A 21054-nucleotide genomic window follows, 5' to 3' on the forward strand; every position below is an offset into this window, starting at 1 on the left:
CTCTCTTATGCGTTATCGATTTTTTCTAAAGCTTCTTTGGCTGAATCTCCGCTATTGTTTGCCGCTGCAAACATTTCAGAAAACTCTGTAATCGCTGCATCTAATGCATCAGTATCTGGTAAGTCTTTCGTAGTACGAATGGTTTCCAATAAGTCTGCATGTTTGCCATCAAAATAATCGAATAAATCTTGTTCAAAGTGTAAAATTTTATCTACGCTCACGCTATCTAAAAAGCCGTGTGTTAACGCATATAAAATTAAGACTTGTTTTTCTACAGGCAGTGGCGCATGTAGTTTTTGTTTTAAAATTTCTACCGTACGACGACCACGGTTTAATTTAGCTTGTGTTGCCGCATCTAAATCAGAGCCAAATTGTGTAAAGGCTTCTAACTCACGGTAACTAGCTAAGTCTAAACGAAGCGTTCCGGCAACTTTTTTCATTGCTTTGATTTGCGCTGATCCTCCGACACGAGAAACAGATAACCCAGCATCAACGGCTGGACGAGTGCCTGCATAGAACAAGTCGCTTTCTAAGAAAATTTGTCCATCAGTGATTGAAATAACGTTTGTTGGAATATAAGCAGAAATATCGCCTGCTTGTGTTTCAACGAATGGTAAGGCTGTCATTGAACCGCCACCTAATTCATCACTTAATTTAGCTGCACGTTCTAATAAACGTGAGTGTAAATAGAAGACATCCCCTGGATAAGCTTCACGACCTGGTGGACGGCGTAATAGTAGAGAAAGTTCACGATAAGCCACGGCTTGTTTTGATAAGTCATCAAAAATAATTAAGACATGTTTGCCGTTATACATGAATTCTTCACCCATTGCAGTTCCTGCATATGGTGCAATGTAAAGTAATGGTGCTGGTTGTGAAGCCCCTGCAGTCACAACGATTGTATAATCTAAGGCACCAAATTTACGAAGTGTTTCTACTTGGTTACGAACAGTAGATTCTTTTTGACCAATCGCTACATAAATACAAATTACATCTTGTCCTTTTTGGTTAATAATTGTATCAATTGCAATCGATGTTTTCCCTGTTTTACGGTCTCCAATAACTAATTCCCGTTGTCCACGACCAATTGGTACGAGGGCATCAATGGCTTTTAAACCAGTTTGCATTGGTTCAGCAACAGATTGACGTTGCATAACACCGGGAGCTGTTGCTTCCACAGGACGTGTTTTGTCTGTTTTAATTTCGCCTAAACCATCTAATGGTTGACCTAATGGATTAACAACACGGCCAATCAAAGCTTCCCCAACGGGTACTTCCATGATTTTGCCTGTGCGTTGTACTTTATCTCCTTCACGAATGGTTTCAAAATCGCCAAGGATAATAATCCCTACATCATTTGTTTCTAAGTTTTGTGCCATTCCGTATGAACCGTTTGAAAACTCAACAAGTTCTCCACTCATGGCATTTTCTAAACCGTGGGCGCGGGCAATTCCGTCACCGACGTAAGTGACTGTTCCAACTTCTTCAACAGCAAGCTGTTGTTGATAGTTTTCGATTTGTTCTTTAATCAAGGCACTGATTTCTTCTGCTTTGATAGCCATTCAATTCACCTCTTTGTAGTCCTAAAGATTATTTTAATAACTTCTGCTGCATATGTTCTAATTGTTTGCGGATGCTGCCATCGATTACTTGATGGTTTGCTTCAATAACCACTCCGCCGACAATTGACGGGTCAATTAAATTGACTAAATGCGCTTGTTCATACCCTAATAATTGGGCAGCTTTTTCTTCCATTGCTTGATGTTGTTCTTTTGATAAAGGAATGGCTGTTGTCACTGAACCCAAAATTAGTCCTTGGCGCTCATCATAACGTCGTTCATATTCATCAATCATCAAGAGCAGATCGTACATGCGACGATATTCGTAAACCACTCGCAAAAAGTTTTGCATCATTTCACTAAAACCTGTTACTAGTTTTTCCATGATGCTGTCTTTTTCATAAGGTTCTAAGCGATCATCACTTAAAATATCGCCAATACCAGGTACTTGGTGATAGACTTCGCGAAGCGTCAATAATTCTTGATAAATTGCTTCAGCTTGGTTCTTTTCAACTGCCAACTCAAACAAAGCCTTGCCGTAGCGTTTACCAACTGTATATTTATCTAGTTTCATTTGCTTTACCTAAACTTTCAATATAAGAATCAATCAATGCTTCATGTGCATCTGGTGTTAATTCTTTATTTAAAATTTTGGCTGCAATTTGAAGAGAAAGATCTGCCACTTCATTTTTTACTGAAGACAATGCTTCTTCACGTTCTTGAGAAATATCTGTCCGAGCTTTTTCGCGTAAGCGAGTAACTTCCGCAGTTGTTTCTTTTAATGTTTTTTGGCGAGTCTGTTCTCCACTTTCTTTCGCGTTTTTAATAATTTCAGCTGCTTCTGATCTGGAAGAAAGTAATTGTTGTTGACGTTCTTTTTCCATTTTCGCTGCTGCTACGCGAGATTGTTCTGCAGAGTCTAAATCGTTGGCAATTTTTTCTTCACGTTGTGTCAAAATATCTACGATTGCTCCCCATGCATATTTCTTTAATAAGAGCATCAAGATTAAAAATGCACCACTGACAACAATCATCGTGCCTAGTGTGGTACTAGGAGCCGTTTCACCGACTACCAATGTAGTAAGTAGCATGAAGTCTCAACTTCCTTTCCTGCAAAAATCGATTTAGCTTCTTCAACTGCTTTATCACCAGCTATTGAAAAGGCTAAAGATAGAAGAAAGCAGTGACGGTCCCGATAATAATCAGCGTCCTGCCTCCATTTTATTGCTTATCTGAATAAAAGTAATAAAGAAACAACGACACCTAAAATTGGCACAGCTTCGATTAAAGCGACCCCGATAAACATTGTTGTTCTTAATTGACCAGACATTTCTGGTTGACGAGTCATTGACTCGATTGTTTTTGAAATAACTTGTCCGTTACCGATAGCGGCTCCGATAGCTGAACCGAAAATTGCAATTGCTGCTGCGATAAAATTTAATCCTTCCATTGTGTAAAATCCTCCTAAAAGATAATTTTTGTCCTTCGTATTTCTTGATTATTCTTCTGTTTCAATTTTGTGTGACATATAAACCATTGAAAGTGTCACAAAGATAAACGCTTGGATACATCCAATAAAGATTGAGAATGCTACCCAAATCATTTCTAGCGGAATTGCTAGTGGGATAACCCATAATCCAACGCTTGCTACGGTTCCAGCAATCAAGCCCAATAGAACTTCGCCGGCAAAAATGTTTCCGTACAAACGCAAGCCTAATGTTAATAGATTCGTGAATTCTTCCATTAATTTTACCGGTAGTAAGAAACCAACGGGTCTTAAATAACTATTAACTAGATAGCCTTTAAAACCAAAGCGTTTCATACCAAAGAAGTGTGTTAAGACAATCATCATCATCGCTAACGTTAAGGTTACGATTGGATCGGCGGTTGGACTTTTCCAAACGCTGAGATCGTCGCCCACAACGATTTTTGTAACGAGACCCAAGATGTTTGAAACAAGTACAAACATGAACAGGGTAAACGCCATTAAATGAAAATTGCTCACTTCTTTACGAGGTAAATTGTCTGTAATGATTCCACGAATAAAATCCACTAACCATTCGATGACCGTTTGTTTGCCCTTAGGTCGTAGCTTCATATTTCTCGTACAAGCATAGACAAAGGCGAAAACAATGATACACGTCAACAGCACCATCAAAACAATGGTTCCATCAAACCAAATTGGTCCGATATTGAAGAGTAATTTCTTCTCTTCCAAATCAATTCACCTCTTTTCCAACAATCTTTCAGAAGTTTCATCCTACTCCTGAGTGATAATCCCTGGCAAAGCTATCGTACCACCACTTGTTGATAATTTACAAATAGTTTACTTTTAAAATTTCATGTGTTGAAAATTGGTTGGAAAACCTTTTCCATAAACCAATCTAATGCAGGGTGGTACTGCTTTCCGAAGCGATTAAAAAATGAATCATTTACATTCATTTACTCAACACTTACCAGATTTTACACCTAATCCGAAGAAAGGCAAGCAAATATGCGAAAAAGAATAAATTTACATTTTTAACGTCGGTTATTTTTTAATGTTCGGCTGATTTGTCGGTCAACTTCCTTACGTTTCAAGTCTTCACGCTTGTCGTACTGCTTTTTCCCTTTAGCTAAACCAATCAAAACTTTGGCATAGCCGTCTTTAATATAGACCTTCAAAGGTACTAATGTGATACCTGTATTTTTGGTTTCGCCGATTAACTTATTAATTTGTTTTTTGTGTAATAATAATTTTCTGGTACGTAATGGGTCATGATTAAAAATATTGCCCTGTTCATATGGACTAATATGAACGTTATACAAAAAGGCTTCTCCGTTTCGAATTCGCGCAAAACCATCTTTTAAATTGATACGACCATTTCGAATAGATTTGATTTCTGTTCCTTGTAAAACAAGCCCAGCTTCAACCGTATCGATAATTGAATAATCATGTCTAGCTTTGCGGTTTTGTGCGATTAATTTTCCTTCCCCTTTTGGCATAAGCGACCTCCTCTACTTCTTCTTTTTCCCTTTTTTATTTTTTTGTTTCATTGCTTCTTTATAAAAAGGTTGTTTTTTGCCTTTGCCTTTTTTCTTATTTTTCTTTTTCTTACCATCAAATGATTCATCTTTTTTATTTCTTCGTTGATTATTTGAACGAGTTGAAGAATTGGCTTTACCTTTTTTACGTCCTTTTGGTCCTTCGACTGGCGCGACTTCCTCAGCTGAAATCAATTCAAAATCAACTTCTCTTGTTTCTGGATCAGCTTTTTCAACACGGATTTGAACTTTCTGACCAATTTTCAAAGTCATTCCCGTCCGTTCACCAACTAACGCCATATGATTTTCAATAAAGTGGAAATAATCTTGTTTTAAGTTGTTCACGTGAATCAAGCCTTCTATTGTATTAGGCAGTTCCACAAAGATACCAAATTTTGTGACTGAGCTGATAATCCCGTCATACGTTTCTCCCACTTTATCTACCATAAATTCGGCTTTCTTCATGGCGTCCACTTCACGCTCTGCATCAACTGCGCGACGTTCCATACTTGAACTATGGTTGGCAATTTCTGGTAATGCTTCGTTCCATTTTTCTTGATTTTTTTCAGATTGATCTTGGCTATAGCTACGAATCAAACGATGCACAATTAAATCTGGATAACGACGTATTGGTGAAGTGAAATGCGTATAATATTCAGCAGCCAACCCATAGTGTCCGTAGTTGTCTTCTGAGTATTTCGCTTGTTGCATACTTCTTAGCAACATCGTATTGATAACCACTTCTTCCGGCTTATTTTCAACTTGCTCTAAAACTTTTTGTAAATCTTTCGGTGAAATGTTTTCTTTTGTTCCTTTAACAAGAATGCCAAGTACTGCAGCGAAATCAAAGAAACGTTGCATTTTTTCTTCTTTTGGTTGTTCATGAATCCGATAAATAAATGGCAGTTTTAAGTCATGATAATGACGCGCCACAGTTTCATTCGCTGCCAACATAAAGGATTCAATTAATCGTTCACCCACACCACGCGTGCGTAAAAGAATATCTTGGGGATGACCATTTTCATCAACTAGGACTTTGGCTTCACGATCTTCAAAAGAAATCGCACCACGGCGCATACGCATCTCTTCTAATATATGGTGCAGCTCGCCCATCTCTTTAAACATGGGAACTAGTTCTTTGTAGCGTTCTAACGTTTCAGGTTTTTGCTCTTCTAAAATTTCATTGACTGCTGTATAGGTCATTCGCTCCGTTGTTTGGATTACACTTTGGAAAATTTCATGCGAAATAACTTCTCCTTCTGGTGTAATTTCCATCTCACAACTCATGGTTAAACGTGGAACATGTGGGTTTAGCGAACAAATCCCATTTGATAATCGCTGCGGAATCATTGGCACAACTCGGTCTGTCAAATAGACACTTGTACCACGTTCATACGCTTCCATATCCAATTGGCTTCCTTCAGTTACATAATAAGAAACATCTGCAATATGCACCCCTAAAAAGAAATTGCCATTTGCTAACTTTTGTACCGTTACTGCATCATCTAAATCTTTCGCATCTTCTCCATCAATCGTCACAATCAACTGATCACGTAAATCCCGACGACCGACTAAATCGCTTTCTGCAATAGTTTCTGGTACTTGGTCCGCTTCAGCCAAAACTTCATCAGGAAATGCTGTGGGAATTCCATGAGACACCACGATTGATAAAATATCCATTCCTGGATCATTTTTATGACCAATCACTTGTTTGACTAGTCCTTCCATACTCGTTGGATATTCTTGATCTGGATAATAGGTAATTTCAGCAATGACAATGCTACCATCTACTGGCTTAATCCCTTCAGGTGCAATTGATACAGTATACTGATTCAATTTCTTATCTTTGGGAATCATGTAGCCATACAGTCCCATTTCTGCCATTTCTTCTTCACTATATGCCACAAATTCTCCGACAACTTGGCTCACTGCTCGCTCTTTAATTTCTTTGACTTTACCTTCTGCGCCGCGATCTGAAAAAGGATCCGCATGTTGGATCACGTCAATTAAAACCGTATCTCCATCCATTGCAAAGTTCGTTGCCTCTTTCGGAATATAAACATCTGGTTCTTCAGGATCGATGGTCACGAAACCAAAGCCTCGTTCATTTGCACGAAACGTTCCTTCTATTAATAAGTCTTTCATTGGTAACAGGACTTTGCCTTTTTTGTGGAAACTAACTGACTTTTCTCGTTCCATTTGTGCAATGGTTTGCACTAAAATTTTAAAATCTGAACTTTTTTCTAAATTCAAACCTTGTGCAATTTCTTCCATTGAAAAGCTTTTCTTTTTTTGGCTTTCCATGAAATGTAAAATTTGCTCTTTAATTGTTTGTTTTGTCATTATTTCTCCTCATTCCAAGGTAGTGTTGCTAAAAATTGCACCACATCTTGCTCTAATTGTTTGTGTTCTCCACTCACCGTAATGACATGTCCGCTGTTTGGGTACCATTGTAAGGTCACACGTGCTTGTGTTAGCGCTTGGGCCGTTTGATAGACGCCCATTGGCTCAATCATTTCATCTTTGCCAGCTTGCGCTAAGAAAAGAGGTGCGTGGATTTTGTTTAGTTTGTCAGCCGTCTGACTAGCAATCGTTTCAATCGCTCCTAATTGTTGTTTGACTCGTTGCTCAATCGATTGCAACCGGCTTTGTTGTTCCTCTGCAGGAACTTCTGCGATTTTCATCACGTTTTCTGCGTATAATACAAAATTTTCTGGGACTTTATTTGCGACAGGGTAGATCGGTGAACAGAAAAATCCACCACCAATTAATCCTGTTAATTGTTCCGTTAATGCATGCATACTGAAAATCCCGCCCATTGATAAACCAAAAATGGCAATTTCTTGGTAACCTCTTTCTCTCAAAAAAGCGACTGCTTCTTGTGTATCTTGCCACCATTGTTCCGTTGTTTGATCTAAAATATCTTCAGGAACTAGCGTGCCATGTCCTGAAAAATTAGGCGAATAGACAGTATAATTTTCTTTTTCTAAACGTCTGCTTAACATCCGTACATCATTACTGCTGCCAGAATAAGCGTGTAATAAAAGGACCGCCCGTTTTCCTTTTTCTGAAAATAATGGCTTCGGTAAATTGATTTTTTTTGCCACTTCGCTCACCTCAGCTTCATTCTATCATATTCTCAAAAGAAAACCTTCCGAAATGATAAGTTTCAAAGACTTTTTCAGAAAGAAAAAGAACAGAAAAATAAGTGTCCGCACTCATCTCTCTGTTCTAAACTTGTCATTTTAAAAGATTACGTACTTATTTTGAAGATAAGAACGCCAAAACAAATAATAAAATCATCCAAATTGCGCCAAGAACTGCTGTTGAGCGTTGCATAACAGCTTCAAAACCGCGCGCTTTTTGCTTCCCAAATAATTTATCTGCACCGCCAGTGAAGGCACTTGCTGCACTGTTTTGTTTGCTTGGTTGCATCATAACAGTAATGACGATTAAAACAGATAAAATGATGACCAACGTTAAGATTAGATTATACATGCGTTAATTCTCCTTTTTATACAAATATGCGAAATTCATCTACTTTAATGTAGCATATTTTATCTGTAAACACCAGTGAAATTTAATGTCTTTCCTTATTTGTCTCTAATAGCAACAGCCGCAAGTAGGAATCAGATTTCTACTTGCGGCTGTTGCTAACTTATTTTTTATTTTCTCAACACGTCTCCGTATTCAGGTTTAGTATCAAATTCTTTTTTGGCAAATGGACATAGCGGAATAATTTTTTTATGCTCTTTTCTCGCTTTTTCAACACCGGCTAAAACAAGTTTTTCAGCTAATTTTTGTCCACGATAAGTTGGATCAACAAACGTATGGTCAATAATCATCATGCTTTCGCCAGCATCTGACCAAGTCATTTCACCAATTTCTTGGTTTTCATCGTTATATAGAGCAAAACGATTGTTTTCTTCTTTAATTTGCATATTCGTTCCCTGCTTTCCGAATATATTTTAGAGCACCACTTGGACATGAATCTACCACAATCATGTCATTTTCAACACTTCCGTTATCTGGAATAATCCATGGTTTCCGACCAACTTCAAAGACTTCTGGATTTCCGCGAACACAATTACCAATATGTTCACAAATATCTTTATTATAAAAGATATCAATTCCTTTCCCAGTATATTTACGGTAGCCTTCTTTTAATAGTTGTTCTTCCGTGACTGGTTGCCCATCTATTTGGTTTCCTTTCATTGCACAATCTCTCCCCTGTAACTTATTAATATTAAAAACGTACCTTTATTTTACCACTAAGCTGGACATTCAGGCAATTAATTGTTCCACCTTACTTGCCAATTCGACGAGCACGCAAAGCAGATAAGATTGACACAGTGTCCACGACTTCTTGTAGCATAGCCCCGATTAGCGCCGGAATGATCCCGGTACTAGCAATTAACATTAGTAAAACGCAGATAAAAATTCCGATTAATACAGATTGTTTGGCAATTTTCATGGTGTCTTGGGCAATTTCGACCGCTTGGCTGACTTTACTTAAGTCATCTTTTAAAATAACAACGTCAGCAGTTTCACTAGCCGCAGTAGCTCCATGAGCGCCCATAGCAATACCTACGTCTGCAGCGGCAAGCGAAGGTGCATCATTTACACCATCTCCTACCATGATGACTGGATGATTTTCTTTAGGCAATTCTTTTAGAATAGTTAATTTATCTTGTGGTAAACATTCCCCATGTACTTCGGTAATTCCTACTTCTGCAGCAATCGTTTCTGCGACGGATTCTTGATCCCCCGTCAGCATTAAAATTCGTTGAAGATGTAATTGGTGTAATTTTTCCATAGTCTCTTTTGCTTCTGGGCGTACAGTGTCTGTAAAAGTAATTCGGCCTAAATATGTGCCATTACGTGAAATATGAATAGTCGTTTTATCAATTTTTTCAGTTTCTTGAGACTCTTGTGTCACAAAATTCTTTTTACCTACCCGTATCTCAGCACCATCCACAAATGCCTTCACGCCAGCACCAGAAACTTCCGCTAGATCTGTAATATTTTTTAATGGGACATCTTGCTTTCTGGCATAAGCAACAATTGATCTAGCTAAAATATGACTTGATTCTTGTTCCACGCTTGCTGCCAATCCCACTAATTCAGCAGCAGTTATTTCAGCATTGATTGGTTGGACTTGATCAACAGAAAGTTGTCCTTGCGTAATCGTGCCTGTTTTATCAAACGCAATCGTTTTTGCAGAAGCTAATTTTTCGACCATCGTTCCCGATTTAATAACGACCCCATGACGACTTGAACGACCCATCCCTGCCACTAAAGCAATTGGGGCAGATAGAATTAAAGGACACGGCGAAGCAACCACTAAGACTTCCGCAAAGCGTGTCGGACTTTTCGAAACAAACCAAGCAACACCTGCAATTAGGTAGGCAACTAGTGTAAAAGGTACCGCATAGCGGTCTGCTAAACGTACAAAATGAGCTGGACGTGCCGCAGATTCTTTCACTAAGTTCACAATTGTTTGATATTGACTGTCGGCTACAGTTTTTTCAGCAACCATTTTCAAAGAGCCATCACCATTCACGGAACCCGACATTAATTCATCACCAGGATTTTTTTCAATTGGTTTTGATTCTCCTGTTAATGAAGATTCATCGACTGTTGATGTCCCGGTTTTTACCAAGCCATCAACTGGAACTAGTTCCCCTGGTTTTACTACTAATTCATCGCCAACATTGATTTCCTCAACAGAAACATCTTCTAAATTTTCGCCATTCAAGCGATGAGCTTTTTGTGGCGAGTTATCCAATAATGACTTCAGCTCTTGGTTAGCTTTTCCAGCGGCATAGTCTTCTAATGAATCACCACCAGTCAACATAATTAAAATCATCAAACTGGCCCAGTATTCTCCCACAGCTAAGGTTGCAACGATAGCGGTAATCGCTAAAATATCGACACCATATTTTCCTTCACGTAAGGTTTGAATCATTTCCCAGAACATCATTAACGCCATTACAGAACCTGTTATTAAAATAATGCCATACGCCCAATTCGGCTGATGTAAAATAAATTCAAATAATAATGCCAAAACTCCTGTTATAATTGTAATCCCCAATTTTGTTACATGCTTCATCTCTTTTTCTCTCCCATCATTCACTTTACATTATTGAGCGTACCTTTTCTGTTTTGAAAAAGAAAGTGAAAACGCCTAAATGAAAACGACTTTCATTATCATAGGATAGTTGCTGTAGCAACGTTTACTTTCTGAAAAGTAGTTATGTAAAAAAAACACAGACCATCGTTCATTCGCCGATGGTCTGTGTTTTTATTTCCAAAAATCATCAAAAATTGTAATGGGTAAATGCCGTTTGTGTTGTCCTTTTTTATACCAGTTTTCAATTGTTTGTTGATCTGTTTCCGAGACTTTTTTGCCTTCCAAATAGTCATCAATGGCATCATACGTGACACCTAAGGCAACTTCATCTGCAACTAACGGTTTGTCATCTTCTAGATCAGCTGTTGGTATTTTTAGATACAAGGCTTCTGGTGCCCCAAGTTCTTTCAGCAAAGCTTTTCCTTGGCGCTTATTTAAACGAAATAACGGTAAAATATCCGCTCCGCCATCGCCATATTTAGTGAAGAAAGCTGTGACATTTTCGGCTGCGTGGTCTGTGCCAATTACTGCGCCAGCATTTTCGCCAGCTACTGCATATTGTGTAATCATACGTTGACGTGCTTTCATGTTCCCTTTATTAAAATCGCTAATTTGAACGCCAGCGTTTTCTAGCGAACCAACCATTGCATCCACTGCTGGTTTAATATCCACTCGTAAAGAAACATCTGGCTGGATAAAGGCTAGCGCGGCTTGTGCATCAGCTTCATCTGCTTGCTCACCGTATGGAAGGCGAATCGCAATAAATTGATACGACATATCTCCTGTTTCTTCGCGCATTTCAGTCATCGCTAATTGTGCTAAGCGCCCAGCTAATGTTGAATCTTGTCCGCCACTAATTCCCAAGACAAAGGTTTTTAAAAAAGGCTGTTTAGTTAAATAAGCTTTCAGAAAATCAATACTTTTACGAACTTCTTCTTTTGGATCAATTGTCGGTAAAACACCTAACTCTTGAATGATTTTTTCTTGAAGTGTTGTCATTTCTAGGCCTCCTTATTCACCGTTTCCGTTAAATGTTTAACGTCTTTACGCACTTTTTCCAATAAATTCATTTTGTGGTTCCAACAATCTGTTGAAAGGTCCACTGGATATTTCTGCGGATTCAAGTCCCGCTTGTATTCTTCCCAAAGTGAATCTAAATTTTCTTTTGCATATTGTTTAATTTCATCTAAAGTTGGTAATTCATACACACGTTTTCCTTCAACGAAAATATCTTGGAGTACTGGCCGTGCTTCAAAATCACGGACATACTTATTAATAAAGGTATGAACGGGATGGAACATATAAATTTCTTCTTCTTGGCGAGGATCTTCGTTCCAAAGTGTCACATAGTCCCCTTCTGACTTTTTATCAGATTTACGTGTAATGCGCCAGACTTGTTTTTTTCCTGGTGTTGTCACTTTTTCAGCATTGCTAGATAGTTTAATGGTATCTTTCATTTGACCATCTTCACCTTCAATTGAAACTAATTTAAACACCGCTCCTAAAGCCGGTTGATCATAGGCGGTAATCAGCTTGGTACCCACGCCCCATACATCAATTTTTGATTTTTGCATTTTTAGATTCAAAATCGTATTTTCATCTAAATCATTCGATGCATAAATTTTTGCTTCAGTAAAGCCAGCTTCGTCCAGTTGTTCACGAACTCGTTTAGAAATATAAGCCATATCGCCACTATCAATCCGCACACCTAGGAAATTAATTTTATCACCCATTTCTCGAGCTACTCGAATTGCGCTTGGCACTCCCGCTTTCAAAGTATCATACGTATCAACAAGGAAAACGCAATCCCGATGTGTTTTGGCATACGCCATGAATGCTTCATAATCATTTCCATACGACTGAACCAATGAATGGGCATGAGTCCCACTAACCGGAATACCAAAAATTTTACCAGCACGAACATTACTTGTCGCGTCCGCCCCACCAATATAGGCGGCTCTTGTGCCCCAAATGGCAGCATCTAATTCTTGTGCCCGGCGTGTTCCAAATTCCAATAAAGGATCATCGCCTATCACGGATTTAATTCGAGCCGCTTTTGTCGCAATTAATGTTTGGAAATTCACCATATTTAGCAAGGCAGTTTCTACCAATTGACATTGTGCCAAAGGACCTTCAATTTGAATTAACGGTTCGTTATTAAAAACCAAATCCCCTTCTAAAGCAGAGCGTACAGTACATTTAAATTCAAAATTTGCTAAATACGTCAAGAAATCTTCTGGATATTCTTCAACTTCTCGGAGATATGCAATATCAGATTCTGTGAACGTTAAATTTTCGAGATAATTGACTAAACGTTCTAAACCTGCAAAAATTGCGTAGCCATGATTAAAGGGCATCTCTCTAAAGTAACATTCAAAAACAGCATGTAAATCTGCTCTCCCTAATTCCCAGTATGTTTGCATCATATTGATTTGATACATATCTGTATGCAATGTCAAACTATCATCTGCATATGTATAGTCCATCGTTTTCTACCTCTATTCTTTGTATTAAAAACTTGTTTATATTATAACAAAAAAATTTTTTTTAGCCTAAAATCTGCTTAGACCTCTTTTTCTTTAAAAATGAAAAACTTACTGAAGAAATAATTTAAAATCACTACTACAACTTGTGTAATCATTTTCGCCCAAAACGATGAAAAATGAATGCCATCAATTAGGAGAATCATTAAACCCATATCAGCCACAAAAGATAAAATTCGGTACCAATAAAATAAGCCCATTTCTTTAAAAAAACCAGCTATGCTTTCATGCTTACTTGCGAATACCCAATATTTATTCGTGAAAAAGGCAAATAGAACAGATAAAAACCAACTAATTGTGTTACTTATCTTGTAATCCAACCCTAACACATTTTGACAAACAAAAAACACAACTAAGTTGACGACAGTCGTTGCACCACCAAAAAATAAATAAGCCAGTACTTCTCGGTATTTACGAAATAATTCTTTCAATTTTCACGCATCCTTTCAACTAATCATTTTATCAAACTTCGGCAAGAAAACCTATCTATTTTGTGTAAAGACACAATTCTCTTGCTAATTTTACTATTTATTAAGTATTTATGAAAAACATAATAAGAGTAGAGGAAAAGTTCATCCATGAATGAACTTACCCTCTACTCTTACTCTAATAATATATTGACTCCATCGACCGATAAGTTAAATCAGCATTAGTCCTTTAGCTTAGGAAGTGCTATCGTTTGTCCTTCGGTTAATACAGAATACGTTAAGTCATTTGCCTGCTTGAGGGCGGTTAAGGAATAGCCCGTTTTTTTTGCAATTTTTGCGAGTGTCTCTCCTCTTTTTACTTCATAATACTCAGTAGACTCTGTTTTTGAGTCATTCGCTGTACCATTTGATTGTTCTGCTGTCTTCAAAGCATTAGTCACCGATTTACTGATTATTAGTGATTGAAGTAACGCTTGTTCTTTCGGTTCTAGAGAAGTCGCCGCTGTATGCTGAGGAATCGTGATTTTTTGGCCAATATAAAACATTTCTTGAGTCTTTGAATTTTGTTTTAAGATGGCTGTTGCTGACACACCAAACGTCTGGCTAATGGTGGCGAGAGAATCTCCTTTGCTTACTTCATAGATGACTGCTTCCTTATCAAACGAAGGTTTCTTTTCTTCTGCCAAATTAGTCACTACTGGTTTCTTCTTTTCTTGATCGTATTCAGTTAATTGATAGGTTTCAATCAACGCGTTTAATTTTTTATCGTAATATGTATCCGTTGCATAACGACCTGTTAAAAATTTTGTTGCCTGCTGATAATCCGTCGTGTTTGCTTTCAAAACGCCGTGATAAAACGTCGGATTACCCGCCAGCCCATTGATAATTAATTTACTATAGTCTGTTAATGACTCTTTATAAGATGGATACTGACGAAAATCGGCATGAATGGTGGTCATCTTCCCTTTACCATCATCTTCTTGTGTGGGAAAGCTGACACTTTGACCATGGTAAGCTCCTTTAATGCCAAACAAATTATAATTTGGCGCCGCCGCTAACGCACTATTGCCCGAGCCACTCTCTAAAATAGCTTGAGCTATCATGACAGAAGCGTATAGATCATGTCGCTGACCAATAACTCGTGCTTCTTCACCGATTTTTCTAATAAACTCAGAAGTAGAAGCATTCTCTTGGACAACAAAATTTGCCTCGGCTTGTTGTTGAATTCCTGCTTGCTTTTCCTTTTCTTGACTATTGTCTACCTCTGAATGTACCAACGGCTCTTTGGTCTTTTCAGTTAATGTAGAATTTTGTGGTTCCTGATTATGAGGTGACTTCTCAGTGAGCGCTTTACGCTCTTCAGATACTGGTTGCTCATTTTGTAACGATTCGGTTGGTTTAGTACTAGCAATTGTCTTTTCTTGTGGCGGTAAACTATTTTCAGATTCTAATGGTTCCACATTATTTTCCTGATGGTCACTGCTGTCATTTTGTGTTGAACTTTCTTGTTGTTCAGACGAACTTATTATTGTTTCGTTCAGCGTTGAAGAAGTAAGGGTTCCTTGGTCTTGATTGGCTTGGTCCGCTCTTTTTTCTTCCAGCGATAGCTGTCGACTTTCGTCCCTCGTTTCGGTCTCTTCTTGAGCGATTAATGGTTCCGAATTGTAGTAACTGGCGCCCGCATAAATCCCTAAAATTCCAATACATACCAACTTCAAATATCTTGCCTTTCTTTTTTTCATCGCATTTCTCCTTCATTTACCTCTTTATTTCTGCTAATAACTGCTCTATCTGTCGGTACGTTCCTGTTGATTCATTCTTGATTGTCAGCATTTGTTCACAATAAGCTTGGTACTCTCTTGCCACTTGCTTCATGCGTGTTAAAGTTGCTAAACGTTGTTCCATTTCTTCATGAACTGTTGCAACTTGTTGTTTGGCTTGACTAATTGTTTCTTTTGCTTGACGTTTGGCTTCTAATAACACTTCGCCAATTTCTTTTTGAGAAAGCGTAACGGCTGTGTCTAAATTCTCTTCACTGGTCTGTCTCTGTTGCATCTTTTCTTCAGACAATTGTTTCTGTAAAGAAGTGATAGTTGTTACTTTATCACTTAATGTTTCTTTAACATGTTTAAGTTGAACATCTTTTTCGACTACTTGTTTTTGTAATGCTTCCACTTCATTGGTTTGCATTAATAATTGCTCCGTTAGCTTTTTAATGGATTGCTGATATAGTTGATTTTCTTCTTCTAGTTTTTCAACAAAAGAAAATGACTCTTCTGACAGTTCAGTCGGCACTTGTTGCTGGACCTGTTTTACTTTTGCGGATTGCTCTTTTGCATAAACGAACTCGTCATCAAAGATTGCTTCTTCTGTTACCGTTGGTTGTGCTTTCATCGATTGTTCATTTTCAAAATCCGGCATCTTCTCATACTCCTCATCTTCATTGTTTTTAGTCAAAAATTGCCACATTTGTTTCTCCTCCTTCGTACCTTTTACACCGTTAACATATAGCCTTTTGAGCGAATTGTTTTGATATATTGTGGTTTGTTCACATCTTGTTCAATTTTTTTACGCAAATGGAAAATCACATTAGCGACACGATATTTTCGTTCATTCGCAGTATCTTTCCAGACATTTTTGTAGAGTTCTTCATATGTAATTGTTTGTCCTGCGTGTTTGTATAAATACTCTATTGTGAAAAATTCCAATTTTGTTAAAAGAATTTCTTCTCCACTTCCCAAGCAAACACTCAAATTTGGCGCAATTAAATACAATCTCTCAGAAAGATTCTTAGTAACTGTTTGTTCCTCGTTTGCAATAGCTAATTTAGGATAAAAACGTCTTTTTACACGTTGCAATAAATTACTCATGCTTAACATGCATTCTTGACGATCATAAGAATGATCAAAAACGCCATCTGCACCTAATTGTAAATAAATAATTCGATTGACTTTACTAATTACTTCTGTCCGAGAAAATAACCAAATCGGTAAATCTGACTGCTTGCGAATCGTCATTAATAACTCACAACAAGTATTTACTTGCTGGTGGTCAGTAACTTCAATCACTAATCCATCAATATGGTGCAAATGAAGAAGTATATTTGTTCCTTGGATGATCTGACATTCTACTTGATTACTAACAAACCAATTTTGACAGTATTCTTTTGTTTCAATTGTCAAAGGAACGACACCAATTGTATATTTTTCCATTTTTCCACCTCAATCTTCCTAATATTCCCCTTCAAAATATAATAATTTTTATTTATATTCTATTAATAAATAAAAATTACCAACTACTAGTTTTCAAAAAATGATTGTTATTACTAAATTTTATCGAATAAAAACAAGGCTGTCTAGCTAAAACGAATCCTTTAAATTATCATCTTTTTTGTTAATTGAGTAAATATTTGAGAAAACACCATAAGCAAAGATATTATTTAGATTATTTATTCTTTATAAAAAGCTTACGATTTTTCAATCGTAAGCTTTTAGAATACTTTTTTATTTTTACATCATACCGCCCATGCCCATTGATGGATCCATCATAGGAGCTGGTGCAGCTGGTTCTGGTTTGTCTGCAACAACTGCTTCAGTTGTTAATAATAAAGCTGACACAGAAGCTGCATTTTGTAAGGCAGAACGAGTTACTTTTGTTGGGTCAACAATACCGGCTTCAACCATGTTTACCCATTCACCGTTAGCTGCATTGAATCCGATACCTAAGTCAACATTTTTTAGTTTGTCAACAATCACTGATCCTTCATAACCAGCATTTTCAGCGATTTGACGGATTGGTTCTTCTAATGCACGAACGACAATCTTGATCCCTGTTGCCACATCGCCTTCAGCTTCTAGCGCAGCGACTTTACCAATTACATTGACCAGTGCGGTACCACCACCAGAAACCATGCCTTCTTCTACAGCGGCACGTGTTGCGTTTAATGCATCTTCAATTCGTAATTTTAATTCTTTTAATTCTGTTTCAGTTGCAGCACCGACTTTAACGACAGCAACCCCACCAGCTAATTTAGCTAAACGTTCTTGTAATTTTTCACGATCAAAATCAGACGTTGTTTCGCCGATTTGGTTTTTAATTAAATGAACGCGGGCATCAATGGCTTCTTTTGAACCAGCACCTTCAACAATTGTTGTGTTATCTTTGTCGACAACTACTTTGCTAGCATTTCCTAAGTTTTCAATAGTTGTGTCTTTTAACTCTAACCCTAAGTCGTCAGTGATTACTGTACCACCTGTTAAAATAGCAATATCTTCAAGCATCGCTTTGCGGCGGTCACCAAATCCTGGCGCTTTTACTGCGACAACATTAAATGTACCACGGATTTTGTTCAATACTAATGTTGGTAGAGCTTCCCCATCAACATCATCCGCAATGATCAATAGTGGACGGCTTTGTTGTAGAATTTGTTCTAATAAAGGTAAGATATCTTGAATATTTGAGATTTTTTTGTCGGTAATTAAGATATATGGATTTTCTAAAACAGCTTCCATTTTATCGTTGTCAGTAACCATGTATTGAGATAAATAACCGCGGTCGAATTGCATTCCTTCAACCACATCTAATTCTGTTTCAATCCCTTTTGATTCTTCAATGGTAATTACGCCGTCGTTACCAACTTTTTCCATTGCATCAGCAATTAATTGGCCGACTTTTTCAGAACCTGATGAAACAGCAGCGACTTGTGCAATCGCTTCTTTTGAATCAACTACAGATGAAATATTGTGTAATTCTTCTACTGCTGTTTTTGTTGCTAATTCAATCCCACGGCGAATACCTAATGGGTTAGCTCCAGCAGTTACGTTTTTTAAGCCTTCACGAACAATGGCTTGTGTCAAAACAGTCGCTGTTGTTGTTCCGTCACCAGCAATATCATTCGTTTTAGAAGCAACTTCTGAAACTAATTTTGCGCCCATGTTTTCAAAATGATCTTCTAATTCAATTTCCTTAGCAATTGTTACTCCATCGTTAGTAATCAATGGTGAACCAAATGATTTTTCTAAAACAACGTTACGACCTTTAGGGCCTAATGTCACTTTCACTGTATCTGCTAATACATCTACTCCGCGTAGCATTGCTGCACGTGCATCTTCTGCAAATTTAATCTCTTTTGCCATGATTTCTTCACCTCATAATTTTTTTCTTCTATTATATTATTCTGTAAAAGTTGTTTATTATTCAACAGTGGCAATAATGTCTTTGGCTGATACAATTAAGTATTCTACGCCTTCGTATTTCACTTCTGTTCCTGAATATTTTTCAAACATTACTGTGTCACCAATTTTTACTTCCATCGGAACTTTTGTGCCATTTTCAAGCACACGACCTTCACCTACTGCGATAACTTCACCTGTTTGTGGTTTTTCTTTTGCAACGGATGCAAGAACAATTCCTCCAACAGTTTTTTCTTCTTCTTTCGCGACTCTAATTACGACGCGATCGCCTAATGGTTTTAACACAATAAATCCCTCCAAATAAAAAGTTTTCGCTTATTTTAGCACTCGATACACAAGAGTGCTAACTCACACTATTTATAATACTCATTTCACTCTAAAAATGCAAGTCTTTTCTCTCTTTTTCTTGTCAATTATAAGATACGCATTTTTTATTGCGTATTCTTTTTTCATGGAATGTTTTTCCAATCCTTTAATTCATGGTAAAATAAATTGACTACGATTGGAGGCGAATAAAATGAAACAACGTTTACTTACAGCACTAATAGCAACATTCGTTTATTTTGTGATAGCGAATTTAGGAAATCTTGTTTTCAGTGTCACAGAAGGAATTGTTTCGACACTTTGGGAATCTCTTTTCTTTTTCTTATTCGTTTTTCTTTTATTAGGATATCGCAATAATCGTAAAAAATAATTATAGAAAGGATTAACCATGACCTTAAGAAAATCAAGTTTATTTATTTTAGTCACATACATTATCGCTTTTTTCGGGCCGTTACTTTTTTCGGGTATTTCCCCCAATGCAGCGATTAATGTGACAACTGCTCTCTACATTATTGGCGCCCTTGTAATGATTGGCATCTTTTTAAAAACAACAGAACCTTCTCCTTTAGAGGAAACAGCAACCTTGAAATCACCTATTTTTATTTTTTTACTAGGTGTTAGTGGGATTTTCATTGCCATGCTGATTCAAGGGGTTACTTTTGCCATTGAAGTAGCCATCACAGGAGAACAAGCTACTTCTCAAAATACACAAGCTATTGTAGCGGTGATTTTGGCAAATCCTTTATTTATTTTGGCAACTACTATCGGTGGTCCGATTATGGAAGAATTCGTCTTTCGTTATGCATTTATCCATTTAATCCAGCCTTTTACAAATTTCTGGATTGCGGCTACTGTTAGTTCGGCGATTTTTTCACTCGCACATGCCGATGGTCACTTTTTTGTTTATTTCTTTATGGGATTTTTCTTTGCTCTTTTGTACAAGCAAACTGGAAAAATTTGGACCTCAATTATTGCCCATTGTGGCATGAATACGATTGTGATTATTGTTCAACTACTTTTGCATAATGGTACAATTCAATAAGAAAAGGGCCTAGTCATTTAAACGACTAGGCCCTTTTCTTTTGCTTATTCTTCTTCGTCAATCAATTCGTTGTCATGATGTAAGAAATAAATTAATGTTTGTAATTCGTTGGTTAAGTCAACATTTTGAATTAATACTTCAGGTGGCGCTACTAAACGCGCAGCCGTAAAGTTTAGAATTCCTTTAACCCCTGCTTCGGCAAGTTTGTTCACAACTTCTTGCGCTTTGCGAGCTGGAATAGTTAAAATAGCTACTTCGATTTGTTGAACACGGATTTGTTCCATCATATCTTCCATTGGATAAACCGGAATACCGTCAACAATGCGTCCCACAATATCTTCATTCACATCAAATGCGCAACTTACACGAATACTGTTGCTTTGATGGAATTTGTACTTTAATAAAGCACTTCCTAAATTACCAACCCCGATTAATGCGACATTGGTTAACTCATCTTCATTCAATGTTTTTGCAAAAAAGTTCATTAAGTTTTCAACATCATAGCCGTACCCACGTTTACCTAATTCACCAAAATATGAAAAGTCACGACGAATAGTCGCACTGTCTACTTGTACCGCTTCACTTAATTCAGTTGATGAGACTTTATTTTTTCCTGTATCATGTAACATTCTTAAGTAGCGATAATATAAAGGAAGGCGTCGCGCCGTTGCTTTTGGAATAACTTGATCTTTCACAATTGGACCTCCAATACTTTCACTTAAATCTTATCCATTAACATAATAGCAGTTTTTCACAATAAAAAGCAATTCTATGGCTCAAAAATAGCATTTTTCTTCAAAAGTTTGTGA

23 protein-coding genes are annotated in these 21054 nt (G+C 37.3%); 2 read left to right on the plus strand and 21 right to left on the minus strand.

The annotated features are described in order from the left end of the window. Positions 1 to 5 precede the first annotated feature (5 nt). The 20 genes from atpA to groES form a co-directional block, all read right to left on the minus strand. Positions 6 to 1562, minus strand: a complete 1557-nt coding sequence (atpA, locus tag IGI63_RS06115) for a F0F1 ATP synthase subunit alpha (protein ID WP_002356555.1) — start codon at positions 1560 to 1562, stop codon at positions 6 to 8. 28 nt (positions 1563 to 1590) lie between these two features. After that, positions 1591 to 2133 carry an ATP synthase F1 subunit delta gene (gene atpH / locus IGI63_RS06120; RefSeq protein ID WP_429975520.1) on the minus strand — a complete coding sequence of 181 codons (543 nt, stop codon included), beginning with the start codon at positions 2131 to 2133 and terminating at the stop codon, positions 1591 to 1593. Continuing rightward, a complete protein-coding gene (atpF, locus tag IGI63_RS06125) occupies positions 2120 to 2650 on the minus strand; it encodes a F0F1 ATP synthase subunit B (RefSeq protein ID WP_002365031.1) in 531 nt (176 codons plus the stop codon). Before atpF ends, atpH begins: the two co-directional genes overlap by 14 nt. A gap of 137 nt (positions 2651 to 2787) precedes the next feature. Then, complete coding sequence (gene atpE / locus IGI63_RS06130; protein WP_002356552.1) at positions 2788 to 3009, minus strand: ATP synthase F0 subunit C; 222 nt, start codon at positions 3007 to 3009, stop codon at positions 2788 to 2790. A gap of 48 nt (positions 3010 to 3057) precedes the next feature. Beyond that, the gene (gene atpB, locus IGI63_RS06135) at positions 3058 to 3777 is read right to left on the minus strand and encodes a F0F1 ATP synthase subunit A (protein WP_002356551.1); all 720 of its coding nucleotides are present in this window, start codon (positions 3775 to 3777) and stop codon (positions 3058 to 3060) included. A gap of 302 nt (positions 3778 to 4079) precedes the next feature. After that, positions 4080 to 4544: an SsrA-binding protein SmpB gene (gene smpB / locus IGI63_RS06140; RefSeq protein ID WP_002356550.1), complete on the minus strand. Its 465-nt coding sequence runs from the start codon at positions 4542 to 4544 to the stop codon at positions 4080 to 4082. Between the two features lie 12 nt (positions 4545 to 4556). Continuing rightward, on the minus strand, positions 4557 to 6926 hold the full coding sequence (gene rnr / locus IGI63_RS06145; protein WP_429975521.1) for a ribonuclease R: 2370 nt from the start codon (positions 6924 to 6926) through the stop codon (positions 4557 to 4559). Continuing rightward, positions 6926 to 7699 carry an alpha/beta hydrolase gene (locus IGI63_RS06150; protein WP_002389815.1) on the minus strand — a complete coding sequence of 258 codons (774 nt, stop codon included), beginning with the start codon at positions 7697 to 7699 and terminating at the stop codon, positions 6926 to 6928. Before IGI63_RS06150 ends, rnr begins: the two co-directional genes overlap by 1 nt. A 145-nt stretch (positions 7700 to 7844) precedes the next feature. Continuing rightward, positions 7845 to 8081 (minus strand): preprotein translocase subunit SecG, encoded by a 237-nt coding sequence (gene secG, locus IGI63_RS06155; protein WP_002356546.1) that lies wholly within the window; start codon positions 8079 to 8081, stop codon positions 7845 to 7847. A 167-nt stretch (positions 8082 to 8248) separates the two neighbouring features. Next, positions 8249 to 8524 carry a GNAT family N-acetyltransferase gene (locus tag IGI63_RS06160; RefSeq protein ID WP_002356545.1) on the minus strand — a complete coding sequence of 92 codons (276 nt, stop codon included), beginning with the start codon at positions 8522 to 8524 and terminating at the stop codon, positions 8249 to 8251. Then, a complete protein-coding gene (locus IGI63_RS06165) occupies positions 8514 to 8798 on the minus strand; it encodes a (4Fe-4S)-binding protein (RefSeq protein WP_010710643.1) in 285 nt (94 codons plus the stop codon). The genes IGI63_RS06160 and IGI63_RS06165 overlap by 11 nt, the downstream gene beginning before the upstream one ends. A gap of 91 nt (positions 8799 to 8889) precedes the next feature. Continuing rightward, a complete protein-coding gene (locus tag IGI63_RS06170; protein ID WP_002384144.1) occupies positions 8890 to 10719 on the minus strand; it encodes a heavy metal translocating P-type ATPase in 1830 nt (609 codons plus the stop codon). A gap of 168 nt (positions 10720 to 10887) precedes the next feature. Next, complete coding sequence (gene nadE, locus IGI63_RS06175) at positions 10888 to 11715, minus strand: ammonia-dependent NAD(+) synthetase (RefSeq protein WP_429975522.1); 828 nt, start codon at positions 11713 to 11715, stop codon at positions 10888 to 10890. 2 nt (positions 11716 to 11717) lie between these two features. Continuing rightward, positions 11718 to 13202 (minus strand): nicotinate phosphoribosyltransferase, encoded by a 1485-nt coding sequence (locus IGI63_RS06180; protein ID WP_002356538.1) that lies wholly within the window; start codon positions 13200 to 13202, stop codon positions 11718 to 11720. A 77-nt stretch (positions 13203 to 13279) separates the two neighbouring features. Continuing rightward, positions 13280 to 13690, minus strand: a complete 411-nt coding sequence (locus tag IGI63_RS06185; protein WP_002356537.1) for a GtrA family protein — start codon at positions 13688 to 13690, stop codon at positions 13280 to 13282. Positions 13691 to 13908: 218 nt separating this feature from the next. Beyond that, positions 13909 to 15429 carry a glucosaminidase domain-containing protein gene (locus IGI63_RS06190; protein ID WP_429975523.1) on the minus strand — a complete coding sequence of 507 codons (1521 nt, stop codon included), beginning with the start codon at positions 15427 to 15429 and terminating at the stop codon, positions 13909 to 13911. Positions 15430 to 15445: 16 nt separating this feature from the next. Further along, a complete protein-coding gene (locus IGI63_RS06195) occupies positions 15446 to 16156 on the minus strand; it encodes a hypothetical protein (RefSeq protein WP_429975524.1) in 711 nt (236 codons plus the stop codon). A 23-nt stretch (positions 16157 to 16179) separates the two neighbouring features. Beyond that, on the minus strand, positions 16180 to 16899 hold the full coding sequence (locus tag IGI63_RS06200; protein WP_002356534.1) for a response regulator transcription factor: 720 nt from the start codon (positions 16897 to 16899) through the stop codon (positions 16180 to 16182). A 297-nt stretch (positions 16900 to 17196) separates the two neighbouring features. Next, positions 17197 to 18822: a chaperonin GroEL gene (gene groL / locus IGI63_RS06205; RefSeq protein ID WP_002362559.1), complete on the minus strand. Its 1626-nt coding sequence runs from the start codon at positions 18820 to 18822 to the stop codon at positions 17197 to 17199. A gap of 57 nt (positions 18823 to 18879) precedes the next feature. Continuing rightward, complete coding sequence (groES, locus tag IGI63_RS06210; protein WP_002356531.1) at positions 18880 to 19164, minus strand: co-chaperone GroES; 285 nt, start codon at positions 19162 to 19164, stop codon at positions 18880 to 18882. A gap of 232 nt (positions 19165 to 19396) precedes the next feature. Here groES and IGI63_RS06215 point away from each other — a divergent pair, with 232 nt between their 5' ends. Continuing rightward, complete coding sequence (locus IGI63_RS06215; RefSeq protein ID WP_002356530.1) at positions 19397 to 19573, plus strand: hypothetical protein; 177 nt, start codon at positions 19397 to 19399, stop codon at positions 19571 to 19573. Positions 19574 to 19591: 18 nt separating this feature from the next. Beyond that, on the plus strand, positions 19592 to 20245 hold the full coding sequence (locus IGI63_RS06220) for a CPBP family intramembrane glutamic endopeptidase (RefSeq protein ID WP_002362272.1): 654 nt from the start codon (positions 19592 to 19594) through the stop codon (positions 20243 to 20245). Positions 20246 to 20289: 44 nt separating this feature from the next. On the opposite strand, the gene IGI63_RS06225 is transcribed toward IGI63_RS06220, so the two are convergent. Continuing rightward, positions 20290 to 20940: a redox-sensing transcriptional repressor Rex gene (locus IGI63_RS06225; protein ID WP_002356528.1), complete on the minus strand. Its 651-nt coding sequence runs from the start codon at positions 20938 to 20940 to the stop codon at positions 20290 to 20292. Between the last annotated feature and the right edge of the window lie 114 nt (positions 20941 to 21054).

Source organism: Enterococcus sp. DIV0086 (genome assembly GCF_050498705.1).
In the GTDB taxonomy this organism is placed as follows: domain Bacteria; phylum Bacillota; class Bacilli; order Lactobacillales; family Enterococcaceae; genus Enterococcus; species Enterococcus faecalis.

Excerpts from the sequence above, each read along its gene's own strand:
- IGI63_RS06165 (WP_010710643.1), bottom strand. The coding sequence starts at position 8,798 with ATGAAAGGAAACCAAATAGATGGGCAACCAGTCACGGAAGAACAACTA.
- atpF (WP_002365031.1), bottom strand. The coding sequence starts at position 2,650 with ATGCTACTTACTACATTGGTAGTCGGTGAAACGGCTCCTAGTACCACA.
- rnr (WP_429975521.1), bottom strand. The coding sequence starts at position 6,926 with ATGACAAAACAAACAATTAAAGAGCAAATTTTACATTTCATGGAAAGC.
- IGI63_RS06200 (WP_002356534.1), bottom strand. The coding sequence starts at position 16,899 with ATGGAAAAATATACAATTGGTGTCGTTCCTTTGACAATTGAAACAAAA.
- nadE (WP_429975522.1), bottom strand. The coding sequence starts at position 11,715 with ATGACAACACTTCAAGAAAAAATCATTCAAGAGTTAGGTGTTTTACCG.
- IGI63_RS06160 (WP_002356545.1), bottom strand. The coding sequence starts at position 8,524 with ATGCAAATTAAAGAAGAAAACAATCGTTTTGCTCTATATAACGATGAA.
- atpA (WP_002356555.1), bottom strand. The coding sequence starts at position 1,562 with ATGGCTATCAAAGCAGAAGAAATCAGTGCCTTGATTAAAGAACAAATC.
- secG (WP_002356546.1), bottom strand. The coding sequence starts at position 8,081 with ATGTATAATCTAATCTTAACGTTGGTCATCATTTTATCTGTTTTAATC.
- groL (WP_002362559.1), bottom strand. The coding sequence starts at position 18,822 with ATGGCAAAAGAGATTAAATTTGCAGAAGATGCACGTGCAGCAATGCTA.
- IGI63_RS06180 (WP_002356538.1), bottom strand. The coding sequence starts at position 13,202 with ATGGACTATACATATGCAGATGATAGTTTGACATTGCATACAGATATG.
- atpE (WP_002356552.1), bottom strand. The coding sequence starts at position 3,009 with ATGGAAGGATTAAATTTTATCGCAGCAGCAATTGCAATTTTCGGTTCA.
- IGI63_RS06215 (WP_002356530.1), top strand. The coding sequence starts at position 19,397 with ATGAAACAACGTTTACTTACAGCACTAATAGCAACATTCGTTTATTTT.
- IGI63_RS06195 (WP_429975524.1), bottom strand. The coding sequence starts at position 16,156 with ATGTGGCAATTTTTGACTAAAAACAATGAAGATGAGGAGTATGAGAAG.
- smpB (WP_002356550.1), bottom strand. The coding sequence starts at position 4,544 with ATGCCAAAAGGGGAAGGAAAATTAATCGCACAAAACCGCAAAGCTAGA.
- atpH (WP_429975520.1), bottom strand. The coding sequence starts at position 2,133 with ATGAAACTAGATAAATATACAGTTGGTAAACGCTACGGCAAGGCTTTG.
- IGI63_RS06190 (WP_429975523.1), bottom strand. The coding sequence starts at position 15,429 with ATGAAAAAAAGAAAGGCAAGATATTTGAAGTTGGTATGTATTGGAATT.
- IGI63_RS06220 (WP_002362272.1), top strand. The coding sequence starts at position 19,592 with ATGACCTTAAGAAAATCAAGTTTATTTATTTTAGTCACATACATTATC.